Source organism: Methylomonas sp. MS20, assembly GCF_050275925.1.
GTDB classification, from domain to species: Bacteria; Pseudomonadota; Gammaproteobacteria; order Methylococcales; family Methylomonadaceae; genus Methylomonas; species Methylomonas koyamae_A.
In genome coordinates, this window is the sequence record NZ_CP189962.1 from 3,392,789 (window position 1) to 3,417,548 (window position 24,760).

The 24,760-nt window shown below is 58.1% G+C and carries 24 protein-coding genes and 1 tRNA gene; 11 read left to right on the plus strand and 14 right to left on the minus strand.

Annotated elements, in window-relative coordinates; translation table 11 throughout:
• Positions 1-3: 3 nt before the first annotated feature.
• The 4 genes from argF (at position 4) to mepA (ending at position 5,375) form a co-directional block, all read left to right on the plus strand.
• Complete coding sequence (argF, locus tag ACQE3D_RS15075) at positions 4-903, plus strand: ornithine carbamoyltransferase (protein ID WP_064024447.1); 900 nt, start codon at positions 4-6, stop codon at positions 901-903.
• Positions 904-950: 47 nt separating this feature from the next.
• Complete coding sequence (locus tag ACQE3D_RS15080) at positions 951-1,589, plus strand: TIGR04211 family SH3 domain-containing protein (RefSeq protein ID WP_064024449.1); 639 nt, start codon at positions 951-953, stop codon at positions 1,587-1,589.
• Between the two features lie 183 nt (positions 1,590-1,772).
• The gene (ilvD, locus tag ACQE3D_RS15085) at positions 1,773-3,623 is read left to right on the plus strand and encodes a dihydroxy-acid dehydratase (RefSeq protein WP_313729876.1); all 1,851 of its coding nucleotides are present in this window, start codon (positions 1,773-1,775) and stop codon (positions 3,621-3,623) included.
• An 897-nt stretch (positions 3,624-4,520) separates the two neighbouring features.
• Positions 4,521-5,375 (plus strand): penicillin-insensitive murein endopeptidase, encoded by an 855-nt coding sequence (mepA, locus tag ACQE3D_RS15090; protein WP_313729875.1) that lies wholly within the window; start codon positions 4,521-4,523, stop codon positions 5,373-5,375.
• Positions 5,376-5,425: 50 nt separating this feature from the next.
• On the opposite strand, the gene ACQE3D_RS15095 is transcribed toward mepA, so the two are convergent.
• The gene (locus ACQE3D_RS15095) at positions 5,426-5,749 is read right to left on the minus strand and encodes a hypothetical protein (RefSeq protein WP_313729874.1); all 324 of its coding nucleotides are present in this window, start codon (positions 5,747-5,749) and stop codon (positions 5,426-5,428) included.
• A gap of 90 nt (positions 5,750-5,839) precedes the next feature.
• Here ACQE3D_RS15095 and ACQE3D_RS15100 point away from each other — a divergent pair, with 90 nt between their 5' ends.
• From ACQE3D_RS15100 to ACQE3D_RS15115, 4 genes are all read left to right on the plus strand, one after another.
• On the plus strand, positions 5,840-6,175 hold the full coding sequence (locus tag ACQE3D_RS15100) for a hypothetical protein (protein WP_427550968.1): 336 nt from the start codon (positions 5,840-5,842) through the stop codon (positions 6,173-6,175).
• 92 nt (positions 6,176-6,267) lie between these two features.
• A complete protein-coding gene (locus ACQE3D_RS15105; protein WP_313730682.1) occupies positions 6,268-6,867 on the plus strand; it encodes a DMP19 family protein in 600 nt (199 codons plus the stop codon).
• Between the two features lie 139 nt (positions 6,868-7,006).
• Complete coding sequence (locus ACQE3D_RS15110; protein ID WP_313730683.1) at positions 7,007-7,261, plus strand: hypothetical protein; 255 nt, start codon at positions 7,007-7,009, stop codon at positions 7,259-7,261.
• Between the two features lie 519 nt (positions 7,262-7,780).
• Positions 7,781-9,202 carry an Nramp family divalent metal transporter gene (locus ACQE3D_RS15115; RefSeq protein WP_313729868.1) on the plus strand — a complete coding sequence of 474 codons (1,422 nt, stop codon included), beginning with the start codon at positions 7,781-7,783 and terminating at the stop codon, positions 9,200-9,202.
• A 17-nt stretch (positions 9,203-9,219) separates the two neighbouring features.
• Here ACQE3D_RS15115 and ACQE3D_RS15120 read toward each other — a convergent pair whose 3' ends face one another.
• The 3 genes from ACQE3D_RS15120 to ACQE3D_RS15130 form a co-directional block, all read right to left on the minus strand.
• Positions 9,220-10,347 (minus strand): methyl-accepting chemotaxis protein, encoded by a 1,128-nt coding sequence (locus ACQE3D_RS15120; protein WP_313729867.1) that lies wholly within the window; start codon positions 10,345-10,347, stop codon positions 9,220-9,222.
• A 220-nt stretch (positions 10,348-10,567) separates the two neighbouring features.
• Positions 10,568-11,626, minus strand: coding sequence for a hydantoinase/oxoprolinase family protein (locus ACQE3D_RS15125; protein WP_313729866.1), 1,059 nt, complete (start codon positions 11,624-11,626; stop codon positions 10,568-10,570).
• A gap of 8 nt (positions 11,627-11,634) precedes the next feature.
• Positions 11,635-12,624 (minus strand): ATP-grasp domain-containing protein, encoded by a 990-nt coding sequence (locus ACQE3D_RS15130; RefSeq protein WP_313729865.1) that lies wholly within the window; start codon positions 12,622-12,624, stop codon positions 11,635-11,637.
• A gap of 10 nt (positions 12,625-12,634) precedes the next feature.
• Here ACQE3D_RS15130 and ACQE3D_RS15135 point away from each other — a divergent pair, with 10 nt between their 5' ends.
• The gene (locus ACQE3D_RS15135) at positions 12,635-13,309 is read left to right on the plus strand and encodes a HisA/HisF-related TIM barrel protein (RefSeq protein WP_427550970.1); all 675 of its coding nucleotides are present in this window, start codon (positions 12,635-12,637) and stop codon (positions 13,307-13,309) included.
• Positions 13,310-13,364: 55 nt separating this feature from the next.
• On the opposite strand, the gene fae is transcribed toward ACQE3D_RS15135, so the two are convergent.
• The 5 genes from fae to ACQE3D_RS15160 form a co-directional block, all read right to left on the minus strand.
• A complete protein-coding gene (gene fae / locus ACQE3D_RS15140) occupies positions 13,365-13,880 on the minus strand; it encodes a formaldehyde-activating enzyme (protein WP_064024482.1) in 516 nt (171 codons plus the stop codon).
• Positions 13,881-13,974: 94 nt separating this feature from the next.
• Positions 13,975-14,841 carry a triphosphoribosyl-dephospho-CoA synthase gene (locus ACQE3D_RS15145; protein ID WP_313729863.1) on the minus strand — a complete coding sequence of 289 codons (867 nt, stop codon included), beginning with the start codon at positions 14,839-14,841 and terminating at the stop codon, positions 13,975-13,977.
• Position 14,842: 1 nt separating this feature from the next.
• Positions 14,843-15,730 (minus strand): ATP-grasp domain-containing protein, encoded by an 888-nt coding sequence (locus tag ACQE3D_RS15150; protein ID WP_313729862.1) that lies wholly within the window; start codon positions 15,728-15,730, stop codon positions 14,843-14,845.
• Positions 15,731-15,799: 69 nt separating this feature from the next.
• Positions 15,800-16,783 (minus strand): methenyltetrahydromethanopterin cyclohydrolase, encoded by a 984-nt coding sequence (mch, locus tag ACQE3D_RS15155; protein WP_313729861.1) that lies wholly within the window; start codon positions 16,781-16,783, stop codon positions 15,800-15,802.
• Positions 16,784-16,787: 4 nt separating this feature from the next.
• On the minus strand, positions 16,788-17,894 hold the full coding sequence (locus tag ACQE3D_RS15160) for an ATP-grasp domain-containing protein (protein WP_313729860.1): 1,107 nt from the start codon (positions 17,892-17,894) through the stop codon (positions 16,788-16,790).
• A gap of 81 nt (positions 17,895-17,975) precedes the next feature.
• Here ACQE3D_RS15160 and ACQE3D_RS15165 point away from each other — a divergent pair.
• Positions 17,976-18,066 (plus strand) — tRNA-Ser (locus ACQE3D_RS15165).
• Positions 18,067-18,648: 582 nt separating this feature from the next.
• Positions 18,649-18,783 carry a DUF1156 domain-containing protein gene (locus tag ACQE3D_RS15170; RefSeq protein WP_409521116.1) on the plus strand — a complete coding sequence of 45 codons (135 nt, stop codon included), beginning with the start codon at positions 18,649-18,651 and terminating at the stop codon, positions 18,781-18,783.
• A 300-nt stretch (positions 18,784-19,083) separates the two neighbouring features.
• On the opposite strand, the gene ACQE3D_RS15175 is transcribed toward ACQE3D_RS15170, so the two are convergent.
• Genes ACQE3D_RS15175 through ACQE3D_RS15195 form a run of 5 tightly spaced genes read right to left on the minus strand, consistent with a single transcriptional unit; the run spans position 19,084 to position 24,724 of the window.
• Entirely contained in the window at positions 19,084-21,414 is a 2,331-nt protein-coding gene (locus ACQE3D_RS15175; RefSeq protein WP_427500725.1) for an MMPL family transporter, read from the minus strand.
• A complete protein-coding gene (locus ACQE3D_RS15180; RefSeq protein ID WP_427550973.1) occupies positions 21,395-21,955 on the minus strand; it encodes an outer membrane lipoprotein carrier protein LolA in 561 nt (186 codons plus the stop codon). Before ACQE3D_RS15180 ends, ACQE3D_RS15175 begins: the two co-directional genes overlap by 20 nt.
• Positions 21,956-21,963: 8 nt before the next feature.
• Complete coding sequence (locus tag ACQE3D_RS15185) at positions 21,964-22,395, minus strand: acyl-CoA thioesterase (protein ID WP_409521115.1); 432 nt, start codon at positions 22,393-22,395, stop codon at positions 21,964-21,966.
• On the minus strand, positions 22,388-23,917 hold the full coding sequence (locus tag ACQE3D_RS15190; protein WP_313729857.1) for an HAL/PAL/TAL family ammonia-lyase: 1,530 nt from the start codon (positions 23,915-23,917) through the stop codon (positions 22,388-22,390). The genes ACQE3D_RS15185 and ACQE3D_RS15190 overlap by 8 nt, the downstream gene beginning before the upstream one ends.
• A 42-nt stretch (positions 23,918-23,959) precedes the next feature.
• Complete coding sequence (locus tag ACQE3D_RS15195) at positions 23,960-24,724, minus strand: inositol monophosphatase family protein (protein WP_168029747.1); 765 nt, start codon at positions 24,722-24,724, stop codon at positions 23,960-23,962.
• Positions 24,725-24,760 lie beyond the last annotated feature (36 nt).

Consider the following 24,760-nt stretch of genomic DNA (forward strand, 5'->3'; position numbering starts at 1 on the left):
ACAATGCAACCGAGACACTTCACCAGTTTGCTGGATCTGTCCAGCGCCGAACTCCGCGCCCTGATCCACAGAGCCATCGCGCTCAAGCAACACCGCGATCCCGATTACCAGCCGCTGAAAGGCAAAGTGCTGGCGATGATTTTCGAAAAGTCCTCGACCCGTACCCGGATTTCCTTCGAGGCCGGCATGGCCCAATTCGGCGGCACCGCGCTGTTCCTGTCGCCGCGAGATACCCAATTAGGCCGCGGCGAACCTTTGGAAGACAGCGCCAGAGTCATTTCCAGCATGGTGGACTGCATCATGCTGCGCACTCACAAACACGAAACCGTCACGACGTTTGCCCAATATTCGCGGGTACCGGTCATCAACGGCTTAACCGACCTGAAGCATCCCTGTCAATTGCTGGCGGACATGCAAACCTACTTCGAGCAACGCGGCGACATCGCCGGCAAAACCGTGACCTGGATCGGCGACGGCAACAATATGTGCCATTCCTATATCAACGCCGCCCGCCAGTTCGACTTCCAATTGCACATCGCCTGCCCGTTCGATTACCGACCGAACCAAGCCATCGTCGATGCCGCCGGCCAACGCGTGGCGTTTTTCGAAAGCCCCGAGCTGGCCGCCGCCGGTGCCGATCTGGTCGTCACCGACGTCTGGGCCAGCATGGGTCAGGAAGAAGAACAAAAGCACCGCGAAGTAGCGTTCAGGGATTTTCAAGTCAACGCCGACGTGATGGCGGCCGCGCATGCCGACGCGCTATTCATGCATTGCTTGCCGGCCCATCGCGGCGAGGAAGTCAGTGCCGAGGTCATCGACGGTCCGCAAAGCGTGGTTTTTCAAGAAGCCGAGAACCGCTTGCACGCCCAAAAGGCCTTGCTGGAATTTCTCATCGGCCGATAATTTCGCTAAAATCGCCGGCTTGCGTTAGACCAACCTTGAGAGCCACTGTGAAAAAAACCCTTGCCTACCTCTCCGCCTGCCTGTTGTTTAGCGGTATCGCCGAAGCTCGAACGGCCTACGTCACCGACAAAGTCGAAGTACCGTTGCGTAGCGGCGAGAGCGAGCGCACCAAAATCGTCAAAATGCTGGAGAACGGCGCATTGGTCACCGTATTGCAGGAAAGCACCGAGAACGGCTATACCTACATCCAGACCAACAACGGTGCCGAAGGCTTTATTCTTAGCCGCTACCTGACCGGCGAACCCAGCGCGCGCGGCCAGCTCGAAGCCGCCAACAAAAAGTTGGAGGCCTTGACCGAGGAAAACAAACAACTGAAATCGGCGCAGGCCGGCAGCCTGGAAATCGGCAAGGAACGCGACAAACTCAGCGCCGACCTTAGCGAATTGCAACAAACCGCCGCGAATGCGATCCAATTGAAGCAGCAACGCGATCAGCTTCAAGAACGCGTCGTCAGCGTCGAACGCGAACTACAACAGTTAAAACGCGAAAACCAAGCCTTGGCGGACAGTACCAACCAAGATTGGTTTTTGTACGGCGGCGGCCTGTCCTTGTTCGGCGTGCTGCTCGGCTTTATTCTGCCCAAACTCAGCTGGCGGCGCCGTTCCAGCGGTTGGGACACGTTTTAATCCATTTTTCCCTCACTCGCCGTTGGCGGGAGAGCATTGAATCAGACGTTGGATGTCCTGAACACCGTGAAGCGCATCGTTGGCAATCGATGCGTTCGTTGATGAGCTTCGCTTCACTCGGCACGTCCTTAATTGTTTTGATTTTATTGGGCTGTTAAGGCCTTTCTTTTTTTTGGAACCACCATGCCTAGCTATCGTTCACGCACTACCACCCACGGCCGCAACATGGCTGGCGCCCGCTCGCTGTGGCGCGCCACCGGCATGAAAGACGGCGATTTCGACAAACCGATCATCGCCATCGCCAACTCCTTCACTCAATTCGTGCCCGGCCACGTGCATTTGAAGGACCTGGGTCAATTGGTCGCGCGCGAGATCGAACTCGCCGGCGGCGTCGCCAAGGAATTCAACACCATCGCCGTCGACGACGGCATCGCGATGGGCCACGACGGCATGCTCTACAGCCTGCCCAGCCGCGACTTGATCGCCGACAGCGTCGAGTACATGGTCAACGCCCACTGCGCCGACGCCATCGTCTGCATTTCCAACTGCGACAAAATCACCCCCGGCATGTTGATGGCGGCGATGCGCATCAATATTCCGGTCATCTTCGTGTCCGGCGGCCCGATGGAAGCCGGCAAGACCAAACTGGCCGGATCGGACGACATCAAAAAGCTGGACCTGATCGACGCGATGGTGATGGCGGCGGACAGCAAAGTCTCCGACGCCGACTTGGCGGCGGTGGAGCGCTCGGCCTGCCCGACTTGCGGCTCCTGCTCCGGCATGTTCACCGCCAACTCGATGAACTGCCTAACCGAGGCGCTGGGCTTGTCCTTGCCGGGTAACGGCACCGTGGTCGCCACTCACGCCGATCGCGAACAATTGTTCAAACAAGCCGGCCGCCGCATCGTCGAACTGGCCAAGCAGTATTACGAACAAGGCGACGAATCGGTGTTGCCGCGCTCGGTGGGTTTCAAAGCCTTCGAAAACGCGATTGCCTTGGACATCGCGATGGGCGGCTCGACCAACACCATTCTGCATCTGCTGGCCGTGGCTCAAGAAGCCGGCATTGCTTTCACGATGGCCGACATCGATCGGATGTCCCGCACGGTGCCGCAGTTGTGCAAGGTCGCGCCCAACACCAACAAATACCACATCGAGGATGTACACCGCGCCGGCGGCATCGTGGCGATTCTGGCCGAGTTGAACCGGGCCGGTAAGCTGCATACCGACGTGCCGACCGTGCACGCCAAAACCCTGGGCGACGCGCTGGCTGAGTGGGACATTGCCGGCAACCCCAACGATGCGGTGAAAACCTTTTATCGCGCCGGTCCCGCCGGCATTCCGTCGCAAGTCGCGTTCAGCCAGGATACCCGTTGGCCCAGCCTGGACACCGACCGCGCCGAAGGCTGCATCCGTTCCTTCGAGCACGCCTTCAGTCAGGAAGGCGGCCTGGCGGTGCTGTACGGCAACATCGCGCTGGACGGTTGCGTCGTCAAAACCGCCGGCGTCGACGACAGCCTGCTGGTGTTCGAAGGCAACGCCCACGTGGTCGAATCGCAAGACGAAGCCGTGGAAAACATCCTGGCCGACAAAGTCGTCGCCGGCGATGTCGTCGTCGTGCGTTACGAAGGCCCCAAAGGCGGCCCCGGCATGCAGGAAATGCTGTATCCAACCAGCTACATCAAGTCCAAGGGTCTCGGCAAAGCCTGCGCGCTATTGACCGACGGCCGCTTTTCCGGCGGCACCTCCGGCTTGTCTATCGGCCACTGTTCGCCGGAAGCGGCGGCCGGCGGCGCGATCGGTCTGGTGAAAAACGGCGACCGTATCCGCATCGATATTCCCAATCGGAGCATCAATGTGCTGCTGTCCGACGAGGAACTGGCCCAACGCCGCGCCGAACAAGACAAGCTGGGCTGGAAACCGGCCAAGCCGCGTTCTCGCAAGGTGTCGGTCGCCTTAAAGGCCTACGCTCATTTCGCCACCTCGGCCGACAAGGGCGCGGTGCGGGATTTGTCCAAACTCGGGGACGACTGAGCCAACACATACCAACGCGACCCGGCCAACGCAAACTTCGCGGCCGGGATTTCCACCCCACGGCCGCCCGTGCGACACCGCGCAGGCAGCGATCGATCGTCGATTAAGCGCCTGCCTCGCCGTAGGCCGACTAGACCTACGTGTGCGAAGTCCCCGATGCTAGGGCTTGGCCGGCTCTGTGCTCGGCTTTTGGGTGATAGTGGTCCCATGTCCACCGGATGGAGTGTTATCGCTAACGATACTGGCGTTTTGAACAGCATCAATCCGATCAAAACCGGAGTCGTGCTTGGTTCGAACCTCGCCATTTTAATGTAAGCACACAGCATTTCAGTTCGAACGCATCGGGTTCTGGTTCGTACAACCGCCGTTGTCCGTTGAACGAGCATCACTCTCGGCCGAACAAGCAAGGTTGCATGTTGAACCAGCACATTTCTCGATTGAACAGGCAGCTTTGGCTGTTGAACCGATAATCTTCTCCACTGAACACTCGCCGTTCTCTGTTGAACAGGCAACGTTCTGCAACGAACAGGGAACGATGCCTGTTCAAACCGGACCACACTACATTAAACAGAGAAACGCCGGCGTCGCGGAGCGAACCGTGTCTGTTTGGGATAGAACGTTCTCTCTTTGAGTAGGACCGATGCTTGTCAAGTCGAGACGGGCCGGTGTTTGACATAGAAGTGTGCCAGTTGGCGGCGGATCGCTGCTTGTTGAAACTAGAACGCTCGATGTTTAAGCGGGATCGTTGCCTCCCGGTCGGTCAGGCGAGGCGTTTCGGGATAAATCCGGAAAAAACTCGGCGGAACCGGGGCCCCATCGGCGATGCCTGGCGTGTCGAACGTCCTTTCCCCCGCCGGCTGGTTTAAAATGCCGGGACTGTTTACCGCCGGCTATCTTATGTTCTCGATTCGTGCTTTCCTAACTTTACTATCCGCTGTATCGGTTTTCGCCGCGCCCGCCGCCGGTTCCACCGCCGCCGACTGGGCGGCGATCAAAGCGCCTTCGTCGCGTCCCGCCGGGAGTTTCAGTATCGGCTCGTATACCAACGGCTGTATCGCCGGCGCGGCAAGCTTGCCGCTCCAAGGGCCGGGTTATCAGGTGATGCGGCTGTCCCGGCAACGCTATTACGGCCATGCCGAACTGATCGGCTTCATCCAAGCGCTCGGCCAAACCGCGCGCGACCGCCAGCTTGGTACCTTGTTGATCGGCGATTTAGGACAAGCTCGCGGCGGCCCAACGCTCAGCGGCCACCGTAGCCACCAATCCGGCCTGGACGTGGATATTTGGTTTTTGCTTTCGGAGCAAGCCGACCGGCGCGTATTGTCCGCCGAAGAACGGGAAACGTGGAGCGCGCCGTCGGTGGTGGATATGCGCGCATACCGCATCGACCGGCGCGCCTGGTCGCCCAACCACGCCCAAGTCTTGGAAGCTGCGGCACAACGTCCGGAGGTGGACCGCATTTTCGTGCATCCGGCCGTCAAACAAAATTTGTGCGACGCCAAACAGCCCGGCGCCAGCGGCTGGCTGCGCAAGATTCGACCTTGGTGGAAGCACGACGATCATTTTCACGTGCGTTTGAAATGCCCTGCCGACAACCCGGCATGCCAAGGCCAGGAGCCATTGCCGGCCGGCGACGGCTGCGACGCCAGCCTGGCTTGGTGGTTTACCGAGGAAGCCAAAACGCCGGCGCCAGGCCCGGTTTCCGTCCCGCCGCCGTTACCGGCCTTGTGCGAGCAATTGCTACGGGAATAATCCTGGCAAGCGCGGTTGGCGTGTGGGTGCCTAATCCCGCTCGCCTTAGATCAGTAGCGATAGCGAAAATTACACTCGCCGGTCAATCGGCTGCTCAACGCATTGTTGTCCACGCCGTATTGATTAACATCGACCTCGCAGCCCAGATTCACCGGCCGGGGTTTGGATTTCTGCAACGGCAGTAGTTCGTCGGCGGTTTGCGACGGCGACTGACCGGCTTGCGCGGCGGCATCGAACTTCGCCAAGCCGGCGTCGGATAATGTCAATACCAGTTTATCCGAGCTGTCCGCGTATCCGGGTTCCGCGACGATCAATATTCCGCAAACCACACCCAGTAATCCGCACCTTCCAAAAAAGACAGTCCACTTCTTCATGGCTACCTCCCGATTTCCGGCGACGCTGTCGGTGCGCCGCCCTACTTCGCGCCGGCGCGTATCGCGTCGCCGGCGACCTTCGCCAAGGATTTGGCGATCACCCTTGGACAGCAGGAAAAATGCCAAGTTGCGGAAAGGCTAAGCTCCGGCTACGCCGGCATTTCCCAAGCACGAGTAAGTTTAGTCGAGTTCCCGAAAAGTGATGCCGATCACAGTTCACGGGGCTTGCGACCGGCAGCGTCGCCGGATATGCCGCGAGTGCATATTCCAAACAAAACCACCACAGATTCCGACTTCAAAACCGCCAGGCATTCCGGCAGCAAAGCCGCCACCGATTCCAATCCAAAGTCGGCCATCGATTACCAAACGATTCTGCCAGTAGTGAATGACGGCTTGCGACCCATTGCGGTCCATCGCTTAGTTTGATCCAATGGCGGCTAATTGATCATTACCGGCCATTATTTGTAGTCGCCGATGATATACATAAATCGTCTAATTACTAGTTAGAAGTCCACACTATGTCAGACCGTGTTCCTTGCCCAGCCTGCGGAGCGCCCATTCTTCTTTCTACCGCAGAAAAGAACGGCGGCCTTTGTATGCCCTGCAAAGGTGGATATCGGAAAAGTATTGATGCATCGAAAATCAGGTACGAGCAAGACAAGAGATTCCGAGAAAGTTCTGAACACAAACACTGGCAATGGCTTGTCGATCAAGTCCATAACACAGAAACTGGTTTTTCAGGTTTATCTCATGGGAACCAACTTTACTTCGCAACAAACTTGGTGAGCGGCGAGGTATACAACGGCGGCTTTGATCAATACTTTCACAACAGTTCGGCTGATTACTTTAGGTTTGCCGTTGAGGGGTTAATGGCAATAGGTGCATCAAAAAGTCTCGCCCTCCTGACGGAAGCGAAGAAAATGTTTTTTGGAGACGCTGAGGTTCCTTCCGATACCTGCGAACGGCGTAGTATTCTGCGTGCTACGGATAGTGAAGCTCAAGTCAAACGAGATAAAGAACTGGATGTTCTTGATCGAGCATTTTGGGCAGACCCTGACAAACTTGGTAAGCGCATGAGTCAATTCGCAAAAGACAATGAACTACATAAAAACTTCTAACCTTACGTTCAAGTTGGCTCTCTCCGGTCGCAGGGACGCGCCTTCGGCCCACGGCTAGCGTTACTATATGGACTCTCTTAGGCGACAAATGCATCTCCGCGAAGCAATAGCTAGATTGAGTGACTGGCCAGAGATGGCCATGATTTTTGCCGAGCGAATTGGTGGCGAGTTTCGACCAGAGTCAGGAGCCGTCGTGCTTGAGCTTTCCGAGAGCGAACTTAGTCGTCCGGTGCGTGAGGTCGCGGCAGAGAGAGCGCCAGGCATGGAGTATTTTTTAGAGGTTTTCGTCGCGCTTGAGGTTGTTGAGGGGATGCGATTGAGTCAGCCACACCAAGAGTTAACCATTGAGCAGATTGTTGAGAGAGTCATTTATTATGGCGAGTATGACGCCTAACCATTCGCGGCAGCGAACGTCGACTGGCCATCGCAGTGCATTCGACGCGTCTCGGGGCCTCCGCCGCCAAGCCTGGCTTGTTGAACGACAGCTTTCTGTAATACAGCCGCCATGCACTGAAATACTTGAGTGTCTCTGATTGGCCGAACCCAGCCTTCATCCGAATAAATATCTGTCGGCGCCAGTGGTGATTTTGTCGTTGGAATCCCTGGCCGACATTGGATTGAAACCGGTGGCGGTTTTCGATTGGAATCGGTGGCTGGTTTGGGGTGGAATATGCCGCGACGCTGTTCCGTCAAAAATCGGGTCTAAAGCCCTTCCTGCACCTAGACTTTGAATAATCTGGAGAATAGGGCTCCGCCTGCGTTGGAGACCGCTCAAACCGTGGCCGGTCCGAATCGGACCGGCCACGTTCGCGATTTTGTAACGGCCGATGCTCCGCTAGCGACAAGCCGGACTTGCCAAATTCCGGCGAATTTGCGGAAATGACCGGCTTTTGACAGCGTCCGATTCCGACCCATGAATAAAACTCCGTTAGATGCTCTTCCTCGCCGCGCCATTCCGGCCTTTCCCGGTTGGTGGGCCGCGTTGGGACCCGGCGTGGTCTGGATGGCGCTGGCGCAAGGCAGCGGCGAGCTGATCTGGTGGCCGTACATGATCGCCAAATACGGTTTGACCTTTCTTTGGCTACTGGTACCGGCTTGCTTGTTGCAATATCCGTTAAATCTGGAGATCGGCCGCTACACCCTGCTGACCGGCGAAAGCATCTTTCACGGCTTCATTCGTTTGAACCGCCGGCTCGGCATCTTTCTGTGGCTGTTGATGTCGGTATCGTTTTTTTGGTTCGGCGCCTTCGCGTCGGCCGGCGGCACCGCGATGGCCGAATTAACGCATTGGCCGGCCGGCTGGAGCCAACGCGAGCAAAGTCTGTTTTGGGGCTATTTGTCCATCGCGGTGTTTCTGGCCGCGATCCTGGCCAGCGGCGTCGTTTACACCTTGATCGAACGCTTCATGAAGCTGGTCGCGGTGATCACCGTGGTCGGTTTGTTGTCGGCCTGCCTGCAAAGCGACGTAACCGCCACGCTGCCCGAGTTCGCGCGCGGCTTGCTGGGACCAACGGCGGCGATGGCGCGGCCTTGGGAAGCCGGCGACGCCAGCAAATTATTGACGGCCATCACTTTTGCCGGCCTGGGCGGCTTTTGGATTTTGTTTTATTCGTACTGGCTGCGCGACAAAGGCGCCAGCATGGCCGGCTGGGTCGGCCGGATTACCGGTTTGGGCGGCAGCGAGGAAGCGGTACTCAGCGACGGTTTTCTGCCGCGAGACGAGCCCGAAAGCGCCGCGCGCTGGCAAACCTGGCGGCGCTTCTTGAGCGCCGATATTTTGGTCGGGATTCTCGGAAACTTGCTGACGACGTTGATGACCTGCCTGCTGGCTTACGCGTTACTGTTCCCCAAGGGCTTGCTACCCCAAGAATACGAACTGGCCGTCGTACAAAGCCAGTTCTTCGCGGTCAGTTGGGGCGAAATCGGCAGGCTGTTGTTCCTGGTAGTGGCGGCGGCATTTTTGACCGACACCTGGTTGGCCACCGCCGATGCGGTCAGCCGTATCCAGGCCGACATCGTATTAACGCTGTTTCCAGCCGCGCAACGCTGGTCGGCGCGGCGCTGGTATTATTTGTTTTTGGGATTGCTAACGCTGATTACCTGCTTCACGATGCAGTTGGACGCGCCCGGCCCGCTGATCCTGACCAGCGCAGTGATCGGCTTTGCCGGCACCATCTTGTTTCCGCCGCTGTTGTATTGGCTGAATCACCGCTTGCTGCCGCCGCATTTGCCGGCTTGGGCCAGACCGCGCCGCCGACCTTGGTTGCTGGCGGTCAGCTTTGCGGTTTATTTGACCTTGGCCTTTCTGTATTTACGAAGCGTACTGGGATTTTGAGACTCTACGGCGGCGACTCAATGGGCTTTGCATAACACGCCGGCATCGACCTCGGCGCTGTGGGCGATTTTCTCCAGATTGCTGAGCACATCCAAACTGGCCTGTTCCATCCGTCCCACCGAGGCCAGCATGGTTTGATCGTCGCCGGCAGTATGAGCCGTCAAGGCTTTCAGCGCCGCCTGATGCACGGTCATGTGCGGTTGCTCGATTTCCGAATAACCTGGGAGCTTGGAAAAGCAGGCCCGACCTTCGCCCTGATAATACCACTTGCCTAAGCGGCACTCGGTATGTTCGGCAAAGTCCCGAATCGTCTTCGACGACAAGCGGAACAACACTTTGTAAACTTCGAACTTGTAAATCAAATGGTCCAATTTGGCCAATTCGCAGAAACTGCGCAGCGACGAAGCCGCCACCACTTTTTCCATCGTCACCGAAAAGTCCAACAGCTCGCGCATCGTGCCGGTCGCGCGTTGACCTTCCTCGCTATACGTTCTGGCGTGGTCCGCCAACTGGCTCATTTGCTCGCGGGTACCGCCGCTGGCGTTGCGGATGGATTCGGCCAGCGCCGATATTTTATTGGTCGCTTCGGCGGTACGTTGCGCCAGGGTGCGCACTTCGTCCGCCACCACAGCGAAGCCGCGCCCTTGCTCGCCAGCCCGAGCGGACTCGATCGACGCATTCAGCGCCAATAAATTGGTTTGATCGGCGATGTCGCGAATTAATTTGACCACGCCGATGATTTCCCGCGAACTTTGATCCAGCGAGCCGGCTTGTTCGGCGGCATGGCTGGAACCGTCGGCCAATTCGACCAAGTTGTGGGAAATCCGCTTAATGGCCTCGCTGCTGGTAATCGAGATGCCCTGGGCTTCGATGGCATTGTCTTTTTCGTCGCGCAGCCGGTTGGCCAAGGTTAGCAGACTGGTCTGCATATTCAGCAAGGATTGGCCGAAGTTCTGCAAATGGGCAATCGTGCCTAAATCGCGCTGGTGCGCCGCTTGCAGTGCCATGTTGCCGGCGTGCGCCTGCTGTAACGCAAGACGCGACTGCTCCAACTCATCGGTCTGCTGTTGAATTTGCCGGTGAGCATCGGCCAATTGCAGCTTGAGTTCTTCCAATTCGCGATTTTTCCAAAGAAACGAGAGCATTACCCCAACCCATTTTTGTCATTTTTTAATTACAGCGATTTAAAATTCATCCGTTCGCCGCGCGTGTAGTTTAGTCGATATACCTTAACGGATGGCTTGATAAATCGAGTGATTAAGCCTAGAAATACTTCCATCCTTTTTGTAAGCATATTCTTACGTTTTGATTTTCTCAATCGTCCGCAGGTGCAGCGCCGCCCAGAAATTGTAAACGGTCGCGACTTTAAGGTTGTCCGGCATGCCGACGCCGATCCGCTAACAATGCCACCGCGACCGCCGGTGCGCAATCGGCGGCATCCAAGCGCGAACACTCGCCGTTTGGCTTCGCCAGCAACTCCGAAAAATCTCGGTACGCGTAGCCCAAGTCATCGGCAATCTCCCTGATCAAAAACCGGCCGACGCCGGCGCCAACCCAAACCGGCAGTCGGGTGGCGCGTTGCATTCGCGCGAGCGAAGCGCGAGTCACCTTTTGCTTTTGCACGTCTTTCAAGCGGGCGGCGAACGCCTGCCACAGCGGCCAATCGGCTTCGACAAAATCGTAGCCGGTCAACCTGGACAAGCGTCTGGCGCTGGCTTGCGGCGTTTTTTCGGCACCGTCGGCGCTCTCGGTTTGATCGTGGTGCTCCTGCAAATCGCCGGTTACCCGGTATATATCGGCGGTTGTCGCAAAATGCTCGGCCATCAGACCTTGTTGCCGCCCGTTGAATTCGGCCGTGTCGGCAAGCGCCATCACCGAGGTACGAACGACACCGGTATAGAGCAATTCGCCGGAAATCAAACGCTGATAATCGGTATAGCCTTCGATTCGCGGACAACCGTTTTCAATCAGCAACAGGTCGGTCGTGGTACTGCCGATATCGACGAACAAAGCATCCGGCAACTGCTCCGCCAGCCAAAATACGCTGGCCAGCCAGTTGGCAGAGGCAATGGCCAGCGTATCGGCCGGCGCGACGTCCGATCCGCCGAGAAAGCCGGCCCGGCCGGCAAACACCTCGATACGATCGTCACCAAAGCGCTGGCCGACGGTAGCGACGATGGCTCGCACGCCTTGTTCGCGACTGGCGAATCCGTCCGCCAATTCGCCGGTCATCGTCACCGCGTGGCGATAATCGGCCAAACCGTAGGCCTGGTCCAGTTCAGCCAGTACCGCAGCCAGGTAATCGCAGCCCTTCCAGAGCGGGCATGGCCGTTGCTCGACCCCGCTCAATCCGCCGTGTTCGTCCAATAGCGCCAATTTGACATGGGCGCCGCCAATATCCCATCCCGCGATACGTTGAGCCATGAATTCGTTTAATGATTGAAAATAATATCGACGGTTTGGCTATCGGTTTGAAAACTTTCCGGCACGCCGTCGAGGCAACGCAACACTTGTTCGGCGACATTGATACCAATGGCTTGGCCGACCCCGGCATAGGAACTGGTCAAACGCGGATTGATTTCCAACAATTGACCGCCGCCGTCGGCGGTTTCCAGCCAATCCACCCCAACGTAGCCGAACAAACCCGGCAAACCGACCGCCAATTGATCCAGCCATCCCTGGTACAGGGACCGCGACGCAACCGCGACATTCACCCGACAACCGCGCAACGCGAAGCCGCCATCGACCACCTCGATCAGTTGGCGATTGACGCTCAGCAACCACGCTCGCCCGCCGGCAAACAACGCGGACAAGCTGGAAGGTCTACCTTCGCAATAGGGCTGGACCACATAACGCATCGGATCGGAGCAGCGATTGCGCCAATCGGAAAATTGCTCGGTAGTCAGTAACCGAGCGCCCTCGCAACCAACGCCATCGACGGGCTTGACCACCAAGCGTCCGCGCCAATCGGCGAAATCGTCGACGAGGCTTCGGGTCGGCACGGCCGGTAAGCCTAGCGTGCAAAACACTCGGTAGCTCGCCAGCTTATCCGCGCAAACCGCCAGCGTGGCGGGGTCGGACAACAGGGTCGGAGTCCGGTTGGCGGCGGCGATCTCGGCGAGGGTATGCAGAATGCCGTCGGTCTCCGGCGCGATCGGCCAAAAGCAATCCGTGGCATTCAACAGCTTGGGCAGAATGGTGCGGATGTCCGGATGGTTAACGCGCACGACCTCCGCTTCGGTCAATACATTGGGGCGTTGGCAGCGGCTATCGAGCATCACCGTCAACTCAATACCGGGCAAGGCCTTCAGTTCGTGCAGTAATGCCTGTAACATCTGCCCGCCCTCGGCCGCCAAGCCGGCCGGCAAAGACTGACCGGCAAAACCGCCGCCGGTGATATATTCGAACACCAAAATTTTCATGGTCGGTGCAATGCAGGTTATTCCGGTAATCGATTTAAAAGACGGCGAAGTTGTGTTGGCTGCTGGCGGCGACCGTAGCTGTTATCGGCCGGTGCATCCACAATCGTCGATCTGTAAAGCCAGCGAGCCGCTCGCCGTAATCGAGGCTTTTCTAAACCTGCATGCCTTTACGACCTTTTACATCGCCGACCTCGACGCCATCGAGGCTCGCGGCAGTCACCACCGCGAGATTCTAACGCTGGCCGAAACCTTCCCGGATCTGACGTTCTGGATCGACGACGGCGGCCCGGCCGTCGCCATTCCGTCTCGCGAAAATCTGCGGCCGGTGGTCGGTACCGAATCGCAAAGCCAAGCCGTCGATTTGTCTGGCGGCTCGGCCATTCTATCCTTGGACTTCAAGCACGAGCGCGCGTTGGGGGACCCCGGCTGGCTGACATCCACTGGCTACTGGCCGGATACCGTCATCGCGATGACCTTGGATAAGGTCGGTGGCCATGGCGGTCCCGACTTGGCCTTGTTAGGCGAATTACTGATCCGCCATCCGAACCGCCGCTTCGTGGCCGCCGGCGGCGTGCGCGACCGCGACGATTTGCGCCGGCTTGAGGAAATCGGCGTGCGCGCCGCATTGGTCGCCAGTGCCTTACATAGCGGTGCGCTGACCGGCCCGGACCTGGAAAACCTTTAGACAAAAAAATACCCCGGCAAGCCGGGGTATTTTTAACAACCTTCGCGTCTTAAACTTAAACGTTGTTAGCAGCAAATGGGTGTTTTGCACCAGATTTGGCAGCAACGACTTCTTTTGCAGTCGGAGTGCCGGCAACAGCGCGCTCAATCGCTTCTTTAGTCGCTTTGTAGTTGAATTCTTCGATTTTTGCGTCGTCTTCAGCCAACCAGTGGATGAATACGCCAACAGAAATGAACAAGTCATCAGCTTCGTCAGCAGGGATAGTACCGTCTTCAACAGAGTCGGCAACAGCCATTGCAACAGCGCGTTGAGCAGGTCCGAACATTTGAACGGCTTGTTTAGAACCTTTGATGGTCACTTTGTTGAACAAGATAGTCGCTGGTTTAACCATCAGGTTAGGAGCGACAACTGCCAACAGAGTAGAGAAACCGTCTTTGTTGTTGGTCAGAGCGTTTGCAAAAGCAGTTTCAGCCGCGGAACCGCGTGGGCCGATGATCAAGTCGATGTGGGCAATTTCGTTGCCTTCGCCAACCAAAGATTCACCAACGCGTAAGTTATTGATTTTAGCCATTTTAAATTTATCCCCTTAAGATAAGATTGAACCAAAAAATAGACACTGTTATGTCCTTAAATTGTCGTTTCGGTCTAGGTCCGTCTATCAACGGTTAGCCGCTTGTACCGCTAACCAATTGTTCCAGAAGCACCACGAGCACGGTTGCGACCGTCAGGTCCGCGGTTGTGCCTGGGTTGATTTTTTTTGCCTTGAAAGTTTTATCCAATTCATATAGAACCGGCATCAACTTGTCAGGCGCGAAGGCTGCCTGCAAAGCTCTTTCGAGCTCGACCATTTCCCCCTTAATCCACTCTGTGTATTGCTGTCCATACTTTCGCTCGACATGACTATCGGGAAACCGGGCCAATATCGCAGCATACACCGCCAACGCCGACCAGCCGAAATCGCCAGACAAAACGAAAGCACGATTATATCGTAAAACCGAAAAATCAAAAACGTCTTTAAACCGATTAACGTATTGGGCGGCGATTAAATCGCGCTCGGCGGCGTAGTCCATTGCTTCCAACAGGGTCACATTCGGCGTCTCGCGAACGTCATGGGCGTCCGATTCCCCCAATCCGCCCGGTGCAGCCAGCTCGATGGCCCGAAACACCCACTCCGCATCGGATTGCGTGGTTGTTTCCAACACCCGCGCCAGCGCTGCATGCAACGAGTCGCCGGCCGCCAAGCCGGCCGCGGCCTGCAAAACCGGCGCGCATAGCAAAATAATCCCCAAATTGGTGTTGCAATTGACAGCCTGACGGGTCGCGGCGACCGCGTGATAGATTTTTTCACCCAAGCTGAAGTCTGGATTCGTGATCGGCGCCCGGCTGACTTGAGCGCTGATCCGAAAGTCGTCGACCGTCATATCGTGGGCGGAACTGTAAATACTGACGTTACCCGGCTTGAATGCCTGCAATTCAATCTCGCAGGCTTGGCTATAAATGTCCATCAAGGACTGGCGATTAATGACAGCCATCTCAATGCAAATAACGTTCGACCAGATCGCCGGCCAGACAAGCGGCGACATCGATATCGCAGACGCTTTGCAAACCCTTCCAAGCCGGTACGCTATTGACTTCTATCACTCGGTAACAACCCTCGGCGTCGCGAATGATATCGACACCGGCGTAGTCCATGCGGAGAGTTTCGGTCGCCGCGACCGCCAAGGCCGCTAAAGCCTCGTCCAATTCGATGCATTCGCAGGTAGCGCCCCGCGCCACGTTGTTCAACCAGGAAATCCCGCGCCGCCGCATGCCGGCTACCGCACGACCGTTGACGACAAACACCCGAATATCCGAGTAACCGTCGCCGTCGCACTTGATAAAACGTTGCAGATAATAAATACCGCGACTGCCGGTCAACCACAGCAAGTCGGTGGATTTTTCGATGCGGCGAATGCCCTCGCCTTGCGAGCCGAACAAGGGCTTGCTGATCAGAAAATGACCGTCGCGCAACTCCTGTTCCGCAACCGCCAGCGCCTGTTCGCGGTCGCGGGTCACCCAGGTGGTGGCGGTCGGCAGCCCGGCCTGTTGTAGTAAGAAGCTGGTCATGCCTTTGTCGACGCTGCGTTCGACGGCCCCGGCGTCGTTGTACACCGGCACGCCGGCCATTTTCAACGCGTGCAAGATATCCAGATAAAACACCACCTCTTCCAGCGAACCGCCCGGCACGCCGCGCACGAACACCGCGCGCGGCAAACGATCGGGGTAGCCGGGCAGCGCGATCGGCAAGCCGGCGCCGGTCAATTGGAAACTGCATGCCGTGAGCGACACAAAGTCGGCGGAATAGCCCAGTCCGGCGAAAGCGTGGGTCAATTGCTTGCCATGCCAGCCTGGGTCGTCGGTGATAATCGCGATTCGATGCAAGATAATTTAAAGGCGTTAAAAACGGAAACGCGGCTAGAAGCCGCGTTGTTAGAACGAAAGGAAAAACGCTTAGAAGCCGAAAGACAGGTCCAACAGCGCGTTATCCAATTGCCCGGCCCGGAAACTTTTGCCGGATTCGACCGCCGTGACGATCACGCTGGCCGGACTGAACAACATCGCGTCGATTTTGAAAAAATCGTATTCGTAAGCCTTGAAAATCTCTGCAAACGGTTTGCCGTAATCTTTCGACGTGGAACTGGGCAATTCTTTAGCCAGTTTTTCGGCGGCTTCGTCACTGCCTTTCACGAACAAATGGACTTGACCGGCGAACAAAATCGCATCGTTGGTACGTCCCATCGCCTTGACGAAATTCGGATGCGGCGGGCAAATCGGCGCGCTACCGGAACCGTCGACGATGTTTTCCAGTGGGAAGTGCAAGGCATGAGCCTTGTGCATCGCCACTTCCAAAACCCGGCCGACAACTTGCACACCGCCGGCCAGACTACTGGTCGGCGTGACGATGATGGTCAAGGCTGACGGCGCCAGACCGCACGCGGCTGCAACCTTCTCGACGATTTCGAGCGGTGGGACCGCATCGTTTTCGATTACCAGAACCGCGCGCTCGGCGACATCCCGATATTCCAGCTCTTTGTACAGTTCTTCGACCGGTTCGACCACGCCGTCCTTGATCTTGGTGGCAAGCGCCCGCGCCGGGCCGGAGCCCAAAGCATAATATTTGCCGTGCGACAAACTCCACCCGGCATACTGGCTACCCAAACAGGACAATACCGGATTGGTTGCATGGACATTGATCGTCAGCGGCCAATGCGCGGTGTAGGAACTCTGCGAAATCGTCGCGGTACCCATGCCGCCCATGCAAATCTCGGTGATGATTCGCCCGGCTTCCAAACCGCCTGGTACATTGATTCCGGCGTCGATAATCGTGCAACCGTTTTCCAAGCGCTCGACACCCAAGCGCAGCTTGTCGGCGTTATCCAACAATGTTTGAACCAAGGGCTGGGTAAGTTTATTGACGCTTGCCTGATATTGCATGAGATTAACGACCTGTTTCCAATAATGTTCCGAGAATGTGTAACCGGCGGCGTAACTGCAGCATCGCCAGGCCCGAATTTTTACCGGCCGCAATAATACTGCATATCGGCTGGCCCGCGCCAAAAAAAGCGCCGCCTGGCGGCCTATCCGCGACCCAGTCCGGCCAAGAAAAATCGTCGGCGACACGGAGATTCCGATCAGCGAACACGGTACGCACTGCCTTGGACACCGGTGCCGATGCGACATTATCCAGCGACAATCCAAGACTTCCGCGCAGATGCGATACCAGCAAATCGTCGCCGTAAAGCTGAGCGCTAGCCGACACGCGGGGATTAAGCTCCAACACCCGAAAACCGTCGGGTACCAACATAAAATCCAAACTGTTCAGGCCGCGCAAACCGTATTCAGCCGTTAATTGGACCACGACTGTTCGCAAGGCTTGCGACACCTCACTCGGTATCGGTACCGAGCCGACGGCACCGGCAAACACAAACGCGAAGTCCGGACCTAAATTCGCGCGCCATTGCCGATTCCATCCCACCACCCGCGCCGACTCGCCATTGGCAACGAACAACGCCGACATCGCGATGCCGTCGACGTAACGTTGCCAATACCCCTCGCCGCTCGCATCCCGCCGCTCCGACTCAATCGATCTGGCGATGCCCAAACCGCCCTCGCCTCGCCAAGGCTTGCGCAACCATTCGCCCGCCTCGGTCGGCGCCTGGAAAACAACCTGAGGATAAGGTATCGCCAGTCGCGTCAGCAACGCAAAAAAATCCCGTTTATCCTGCAACCGGCAAAAAGTATCGGCCTGGTTGCCAAGCAATCGCCAATCCCGCGCCAGCTTCATCAAACTATCCGGATGCGTTTCAAAGCCGCTCCCGTACAAGACGTCGGCAATCCGGAAGCGCCCGAGGGCGCTAATTACCGCGAGCTTGATGTCGTCCCAGGCCAACGAACGCACCCGATAAGTTTGATTTGCGATTTGCCGGGTATCGGCATCGGCAAAGCAGTCGACGGCGACCACCTCGAAGCCGGCCCGAACGGCCAACGTCGCCAACATCCGTGCCGATTTTGCAATCACCAACAAACACTTAGAGATTTCCGCCACCGCGATTCGAGTCCGTATCGTCATCAAGCCGCAAAAAATACTAGATTTCGAAAAAAACTTCTGGTTAAATACGCGGCTCATGGAGAGCTGGCTGAGCGGTCGAAAGCGGCGGTCTTGAAAACCGTTGAGGGCTTATACCCCTCCTGGGGTTCGAATCCCTAGCTCTCCGCCATAATTCAATGGCTTGCGCTATACTAAACCGGCTTCACGGCCGGTTTTTTTATGCCTGAATGGGGAAATTTTTCCCTATTGATCGCCTTAGTATTCAATTTCCAGCGACTAAAAACGCCTTCCCCAGCGACCACGGTGCCGGCATTGCGTAACCTTTCCCGCGCGCCGCGAAAATGAGCTTGGCGCCGCGCTCACGATATAGCGTCGAATCCGTTGGATAGCAGACTGTATTTGTCAATTTGCGTTGACTACACCGGTCTAGGGGTCGGCACCCCGTCAACGATGAACTCCATTGCCCTGTTTCTCGGTGCCGGCATGGCACGGCGTCGATAAGTCAGCTCGGCACCATTCGCCATTCTCGGCCATTTTTTGGCATTGCGGAACAGACTCGTGCATCTCTGGCAATCTCAATGATGGACAACTGGTCGCGGAAAACCATCTGCCTGATTTTGGCGTAAAAGATCATGGTTGCCACCCTCTAAGCACCTGTCTGATGTTTGGACAGGACAGGCTAATAGCCTGTGGCCCATTTTCCGCCGGAATTTACCGGTCTACATAGTCAATTTTCAACCGGTATCAACATATGTTTCCAATTAAAACAAACGAAGTCGAATCGCCGCTCGATAAGATTAACGAAGCGGCAGCTCGCGAGAAATCGATTCGGCATGGGCATCTTAGTAACCCTCACCGGCAGCTAAAAGTAACGCCATTGATTTGAACAGAAAATCGACGATTTAAAGTGAAACCCCGGTTATGGTTCAGACGGCTAACCGGAGAGTTGGCAATCCGTCGTTATATGCCTGACGCCGAGTTTTTAGTTTCAGTCGCGAATGCGGCCGTTCGTGGTTGCTCTATCGATATATTCCAGAATTGAAGCGCCGACTTGGGCGACGGAATCTAGGCGTACAGCTAAACCCGCTCGTATTTGACCGATCGCCAAAGACTGTCGCGCGGAGACCCAGCACTCTTTCGACTCGTCAGCTGATTCAATCGACAAAAGCCATCCCAACCCACACCGTTAAATCCGGCTCGGCCGCGCGCTGAAACCAACCAGCGGCGCCAGTAAAAATGCGGTGGTGATGCCGACCGCCAGGGTCAGGCCAAAGGCGTGGACGATGGCGGTCGAGCTGAGCGCCAGGAGTCCGTAGGCCAGCAAGGTGCTGAATGCGGACAGCGTGACGGCGAGTCCGGTCGAGTCGCGCCGTTCGCTGCCGGCCAGATGAAAGAACACCGCGTAATCGACGCCGACTTCCAGCACCAGCATCAGCGCGAACAGATTGAACAAGGTAAACAATTCGCCGCGCCAGCCCAATATCGCCAAGGCCGCCGCCATCGCGACGGCCGGCACGGCCATGACCTGCAAACCGCTGCGCCAGCCCAATTTAAAGACCAGCGCGGCCAGCAACAAGCCGCACACGCCTAGCAACAAGCCGGTGACCATCGCGCGGTAGCGGGCGAATAGCGCCGACATTTGCCCGGCCTGATCCACCCAGGCCACCCCTGGCAGGTTTTGCGCCGCGGCGAGACCGGCCAGATCGGCAACGCCGCTCAATGCCACCACGCTACGGCAGGCACCAACATCGCAACCCAGCCACAGGCCGCGCTGACCGGGATCGGCGGCGGCCAGCCAATCGGCCAGCGGCAAGACCCTTGCCTCGGCGGCGACGAATTGGCGGGCTTCCTCGGCCGCGGCTTGGGCGCTGAAGCCCAAGCCCGTCATATAGGTTTTCAATCTCACGTTGTCGTACAGCGTGGTTTGCAGCAAGCGGTAATCGGCGCGCTGCCGCTCCGGATCGGGCCAAGCCGCGCTGATCGCGTCGTAACCCGCCAATCCGCCCTGCCCGCGAATGCCGTTTAAACCAGCCAGCAGCCGATGTTCGTTGGCGAGCCATTCTGTTTGATCGGCGCCACTGACCAGAAAAAACTGACTGTCGTAGCCAATCGCCAGCACTTGCTTGAGTTTGGCGTCGGCGGCCAGCAAACTGGTCGGAGCCGATTGCAACAGGCGCACGTCGTCCTTGGGCTGTAATTGGGTCAAGCCGCCGACCAGCAAGACCGCCAGGCTTAGTGCCAGCGCGATCCGATGGCGGTTAAGCCAACCCGGCCAGACTTGCTGCCAATAACGGGTCAACCGTAACACGGCCGGCCGATGCGGCATGCGAAAGCCGCCCAGCAAGCTCGGGAACACCGCGACGACAGTCAGCCACGACACGATCAAACCGATCGCCGAAAACGCGGCGATTTCTCGCAAGCCCGGAAATGGCGACCAGCCCAAACCAGCGTAGCCCAGCAAGCTGGTCAACAGGCCGAAGCCGATGCCGGGCAGCACATAGGCCAAGCCCTGGCGCGGCGTCCAATCCGGCAAGCCCATGCCGTCGCAGAAAAAATGCAGCGCATAATCCACGACGACCCCGACCAGGCTGGAACCGAACACCAGCGTCAGAATATGCAGCTTGCCGAACAGTTGCAGGCTCAATACCCAAGCCGCGAACAAGCCGGCGGCGACCGCCAGACACGACAGCAGCAAGGGCCGCGGGCCGCGGAACGCCGCCCAGAGCAAGATCAGCAAGCCTAGCGTCGATCCGCCGCCGATCAGCGACATCTCTTGCTGAGCGCTATGCGAGCCATGGGCGGTAAATAGCGGCATGCCGGTCGCCAGCAACTCGCCGCCCTGCTCGGCGATTTGCCCGGTCAGCCGCTGGTTGAGGCTTAGCAGGGTGCCCAGTTTATCCAGTTTCAGGTCGCTATCCGGCCATTCGCCGATCAGCAGGGCCCAGTAGCGGCCGTCGCGCTTGATCAGCGGGACGCCTTGGTGCAGGCTGGCCGCCAACGGCTGCCGGGCCCGCAGATAGCGGTTGAACAGTAGCCAGGGATCGCGTTCCAAGCCGGCGGTCTGCAATTGGCCGACCGGACTGTACAGCCAGGCCAGATTTTCGGCGGCGATTTTGGCAGGATCTTGGCTGAGGGTTTGCCGGGTGGCGTCGTCCAATAACTGATAGCGATAGTCAAACCAACGCCGATAGGCCGGCGCCGCAACGTCCGCCGCGCGTTCCAGCGGCAAACTCGCGAACAAACCGCTGGCCGCCAGCTCGCGGTGGACTTGCCGAATCGCGGCGACGGCTTGATCGGCGCTCGCCGCGCCGGCCAGCCAAATCAGCTTGCCTTGGATTTGCCGATTCCGCGCGGCAATCGCCTCGGCCACGTCCGGGCGTTGTTCCGCGACCGGCAGCAAGGCCATGAAACCGGTTTCCAGCCAATCCCGCGACCAGTCGCGCGCCGCCTGCCAAGCCAGCGCAGTCATCGCCAGACACCAAATCAGCGCATACAGCCTAGGGCGATAAACGTTCAAATTCGGCCGCCTGTGCCGGCGTCAGTTGGGCCGGATGGCTGATTTGTTCGAAGACGGTACTGGAACGGTTGCCGCCGCTTTCCAGAATATCGAAGCCGCGCAAGTCGCTATCGCCGGACAGTACCAGTTCGGCGACGATCTTGGCGAGCAGCGGGTCCTTGGGTAGGAACTGCAAGCGCCAACTCCGGGCCTGGACGCTGCCTTGAATCTCGAAGTCCGTCCGCAATCGAGCGAAGTCGCCGCCCAACAGTGCCGGTATCAATTGGCCGAAACTGGGCGGCAGGGCTTGCTCGCCCTGCTCGGAAACCATCCGGTCTCCGCCGATCAATACCGTCGAAGCGACCGGGCTGACGGTATTCCAGATCACGCCACCGCTTTGGGCGTAAACGAATTCGCCTTCCGACACCAAAGGTTGTTGCAGGAAGGCCAGTTGCTTGGTTTGCCGAAAATGGCCGACCGCGATCGGCTCGGGTTGCAGTATCGCCCGGACTTGGTCCAACACGTCGTCGGCCCAGGCCGGCGGCACGAGCAACATCAGCATTACCAGGCTCAGTCGGAACACGGCGACACCAAGCCCAATTTGGCGAGCAGCACCGGCGGCGATTGCCAGCACAACTCACCGCTGTTTAAATCGACGGCAACCTGCACGCTATAGCCCTTGGTCAAGCGATCGCCGCTGGTCTGGTCGAGGATCAGATAGTCGATTTTCAAACGATACTCCCATTCGCGCAGGCTGGCTTTTACCACCACCCGCTGCCCGAAACGGGCCGGTTTGACGTAGCGGATGCGTATATCCACCAGCGGCCAGGCGAAGCCGGAGTCCCGCATTTGCGGATAGTTGTAGGCTATCTTGTCCAACAGCGCGCAGCGCGCCACTTCGAAATATTTGCAATAGTGGCCGTGCCAGGCCACGGCCATCATGTCGACATCGTGAAACGGGATATCGATGGCGACTTCGGCTTCCAGCACGGACTTAGTCATATAAAGACCAGCGCTGGCTGCGTATCGCGTCGAGACAGGCCCGCAATTCGCCGTCCAAGGCCCGGTCCTCGGTCAGCGGCGCGACCAGACGGCGCAGATCGGCGCAGGTGTCGCTCAACGGCTCGGACAACAGCGCGCCGCCGCGCAATTCCACGGCTTGCACGCTGGCCAGCAATGCCGCCGCCGCCACCTGCTCGGTCAATTCCACGATGCGCAAGCAGTCGCGGGCGGCAATCGTGCCCATGCTGACCTTGTCCTGGTTATGGCATTCGGTGGATCGGGAGAACACGCTGGCCGGCATCGTCAATTTCAAGGCTTCGGCAGTCCAGGCCGACGCGGCGATTTGCACGGCCTTGAAACCGTGGTTGAGCGGCGCCAACTCGCCGACCTCGCCCGCCAGATTGGCCGGCAGGCCATGATTGAATTTGGGATCGACCAGTTGCGCCAATTGCCTGTCCAGCAAATCGGCGATATTGGCGACGGCGGTTTTCAAGGTGTCCATCGCCAACGCGATGTGGCCGCCGTAAAAATGCCCGCCGTGCAACACGTGCTCGTCGTCGGCGTCGATCAACGGATTGTCGTTGGCGCTGTTCAACTCGGTTTCGATCAGTTGCCGCAACCAGGGCAAGGCGTCTTCCAACACCCCAATCACATGCGGCGCACAGCGTAGCGAATAGCGATCCTGCAAGCGGCTGTCGTTGCGCGGCATGTCGGCGTGCCATTGCAAATCGGTGCGAATCCGCGCCGCGACCTTGGCCTGACCGGGATGCGGCTTGAGCTGGAACAATTTGGCGTCGAAATGGTAGGCGTTGCCTTGCATTGCGGTGACCGCCAGGCTGGTGATGCGCGCCGCCAGCCGGGACAGATATTCGGCGCGGCCGAAGGCCAGACAGGCCAGACCGGTCATCGCCGCCGTGCCGTTCATGATCGCCAAGGCTTCCTTGGGTTTGAAGACCAGCGCCGCAATGCCCAGTTCCGCGTAAACCTCGGCGACCGGCCGGCGCCGGTTTTGGTACAGCACGTCGCGCTCGCCGGCCAGCACGGCGGCCAGATAGGACAGCGGCGTCAGATCGCCGCTGGCCCCGACCGAGCCTTCTTGCGGGATCAACGGCAGAATGTCGCGGCGCAGCAATAGAGTCAGGTGTTGCAATAAGCGATAGCGCACGCCGGAGTAACCGCGCGCCAAACTGGTCAGGCGAGCCACCAAAATGGCGCGGGTTTGTTCCGGATCGAAGTCCTCGCCCAAACCGCAACCGTGAAAGCGATACAAACGCACCGGCAATTGCCCGACCAATTCGACCGGCACCGCGACGGTACACGAATCGCCGTAGCCGGTGGTGACGCCGTAGACGCAACCTTCCTCGGCCAGCAAGGTATCGACGAAACCGGCGCCGCGATCGATGCGGGCGATAAATTCCGCCGCCTCGCTCAGCACCGCGGCGGCCGTGCCGCGCGCGATACCGATCACGGCCTCGATGCTCAGCGGCGTGCCGTCGAAAATCACCGCCGCCGGTTTAGTCATCGCCAAGCACCGTCAAAAAACAGGAGTTAGTGTCGTCAGCCATTACATCAACGGCAAAAGCTGATCAAGAATTTTGCCGTTCGTGGCCAATATCTGCTTGGGAAACACGCCGGGATTGCCCTGAAAATCGGTCAGCGTGCCACCTGCTTCTAGAACGACCAATGCCCCACCAGCCACGTCGTACAAATTCAATTCCTGTTCCCAGAACGCATCGACCTGACCGTCGGCCACCGTGCATAAATCCAATGCCGCCGAACCCATTCGACGCTGGCCGGTGGTCGCCTGGGCGATGCGGCAGAAGCGAGGCAGGTTGTTGTCCGGCAAATACTGGCGCAAACAGGCGAAGCCGGTCGACACCATGCTGGCGGCCAGACTGGTCTCGTCCGACACCCGGATCGGCTTGCCGTTTTTCCAGGCACCTTGGCCTTTAGCCGCGCAGTAGTAGTCGTCCAGAGCCGGGCCGTACACCGCGCCGACCACCAATTCGCCGGCAATTTCCAACGCGACGCTGACGCCCCAAAAATACTGGCCTTTCGAAAACGAATGGGTACCGTCGATCGGATCGACGATCCAGCGCTGGTTTTGGTTGGCGGTTTGGCCGCTCTCCTCGCCCCAGAAGCCGTATTCCGGCCATTTTTCGGTCAAGGCCTGTTTCAGATAATGTTCGACCGCGACATCCGCGTCGGTGACCAGATCGCGTGCGCTTTTTTTGCTGACGGCCAATTGGTCCAGATCGTTGAAATAAGTCATCGCAATCGCGCCGGCGGCGCGCACGATGGTTTCCAGTTCGGAAAGTGGGATAGGCATGAATTTCCACTGAGGTTGATGAAAACGGGCGGAGTC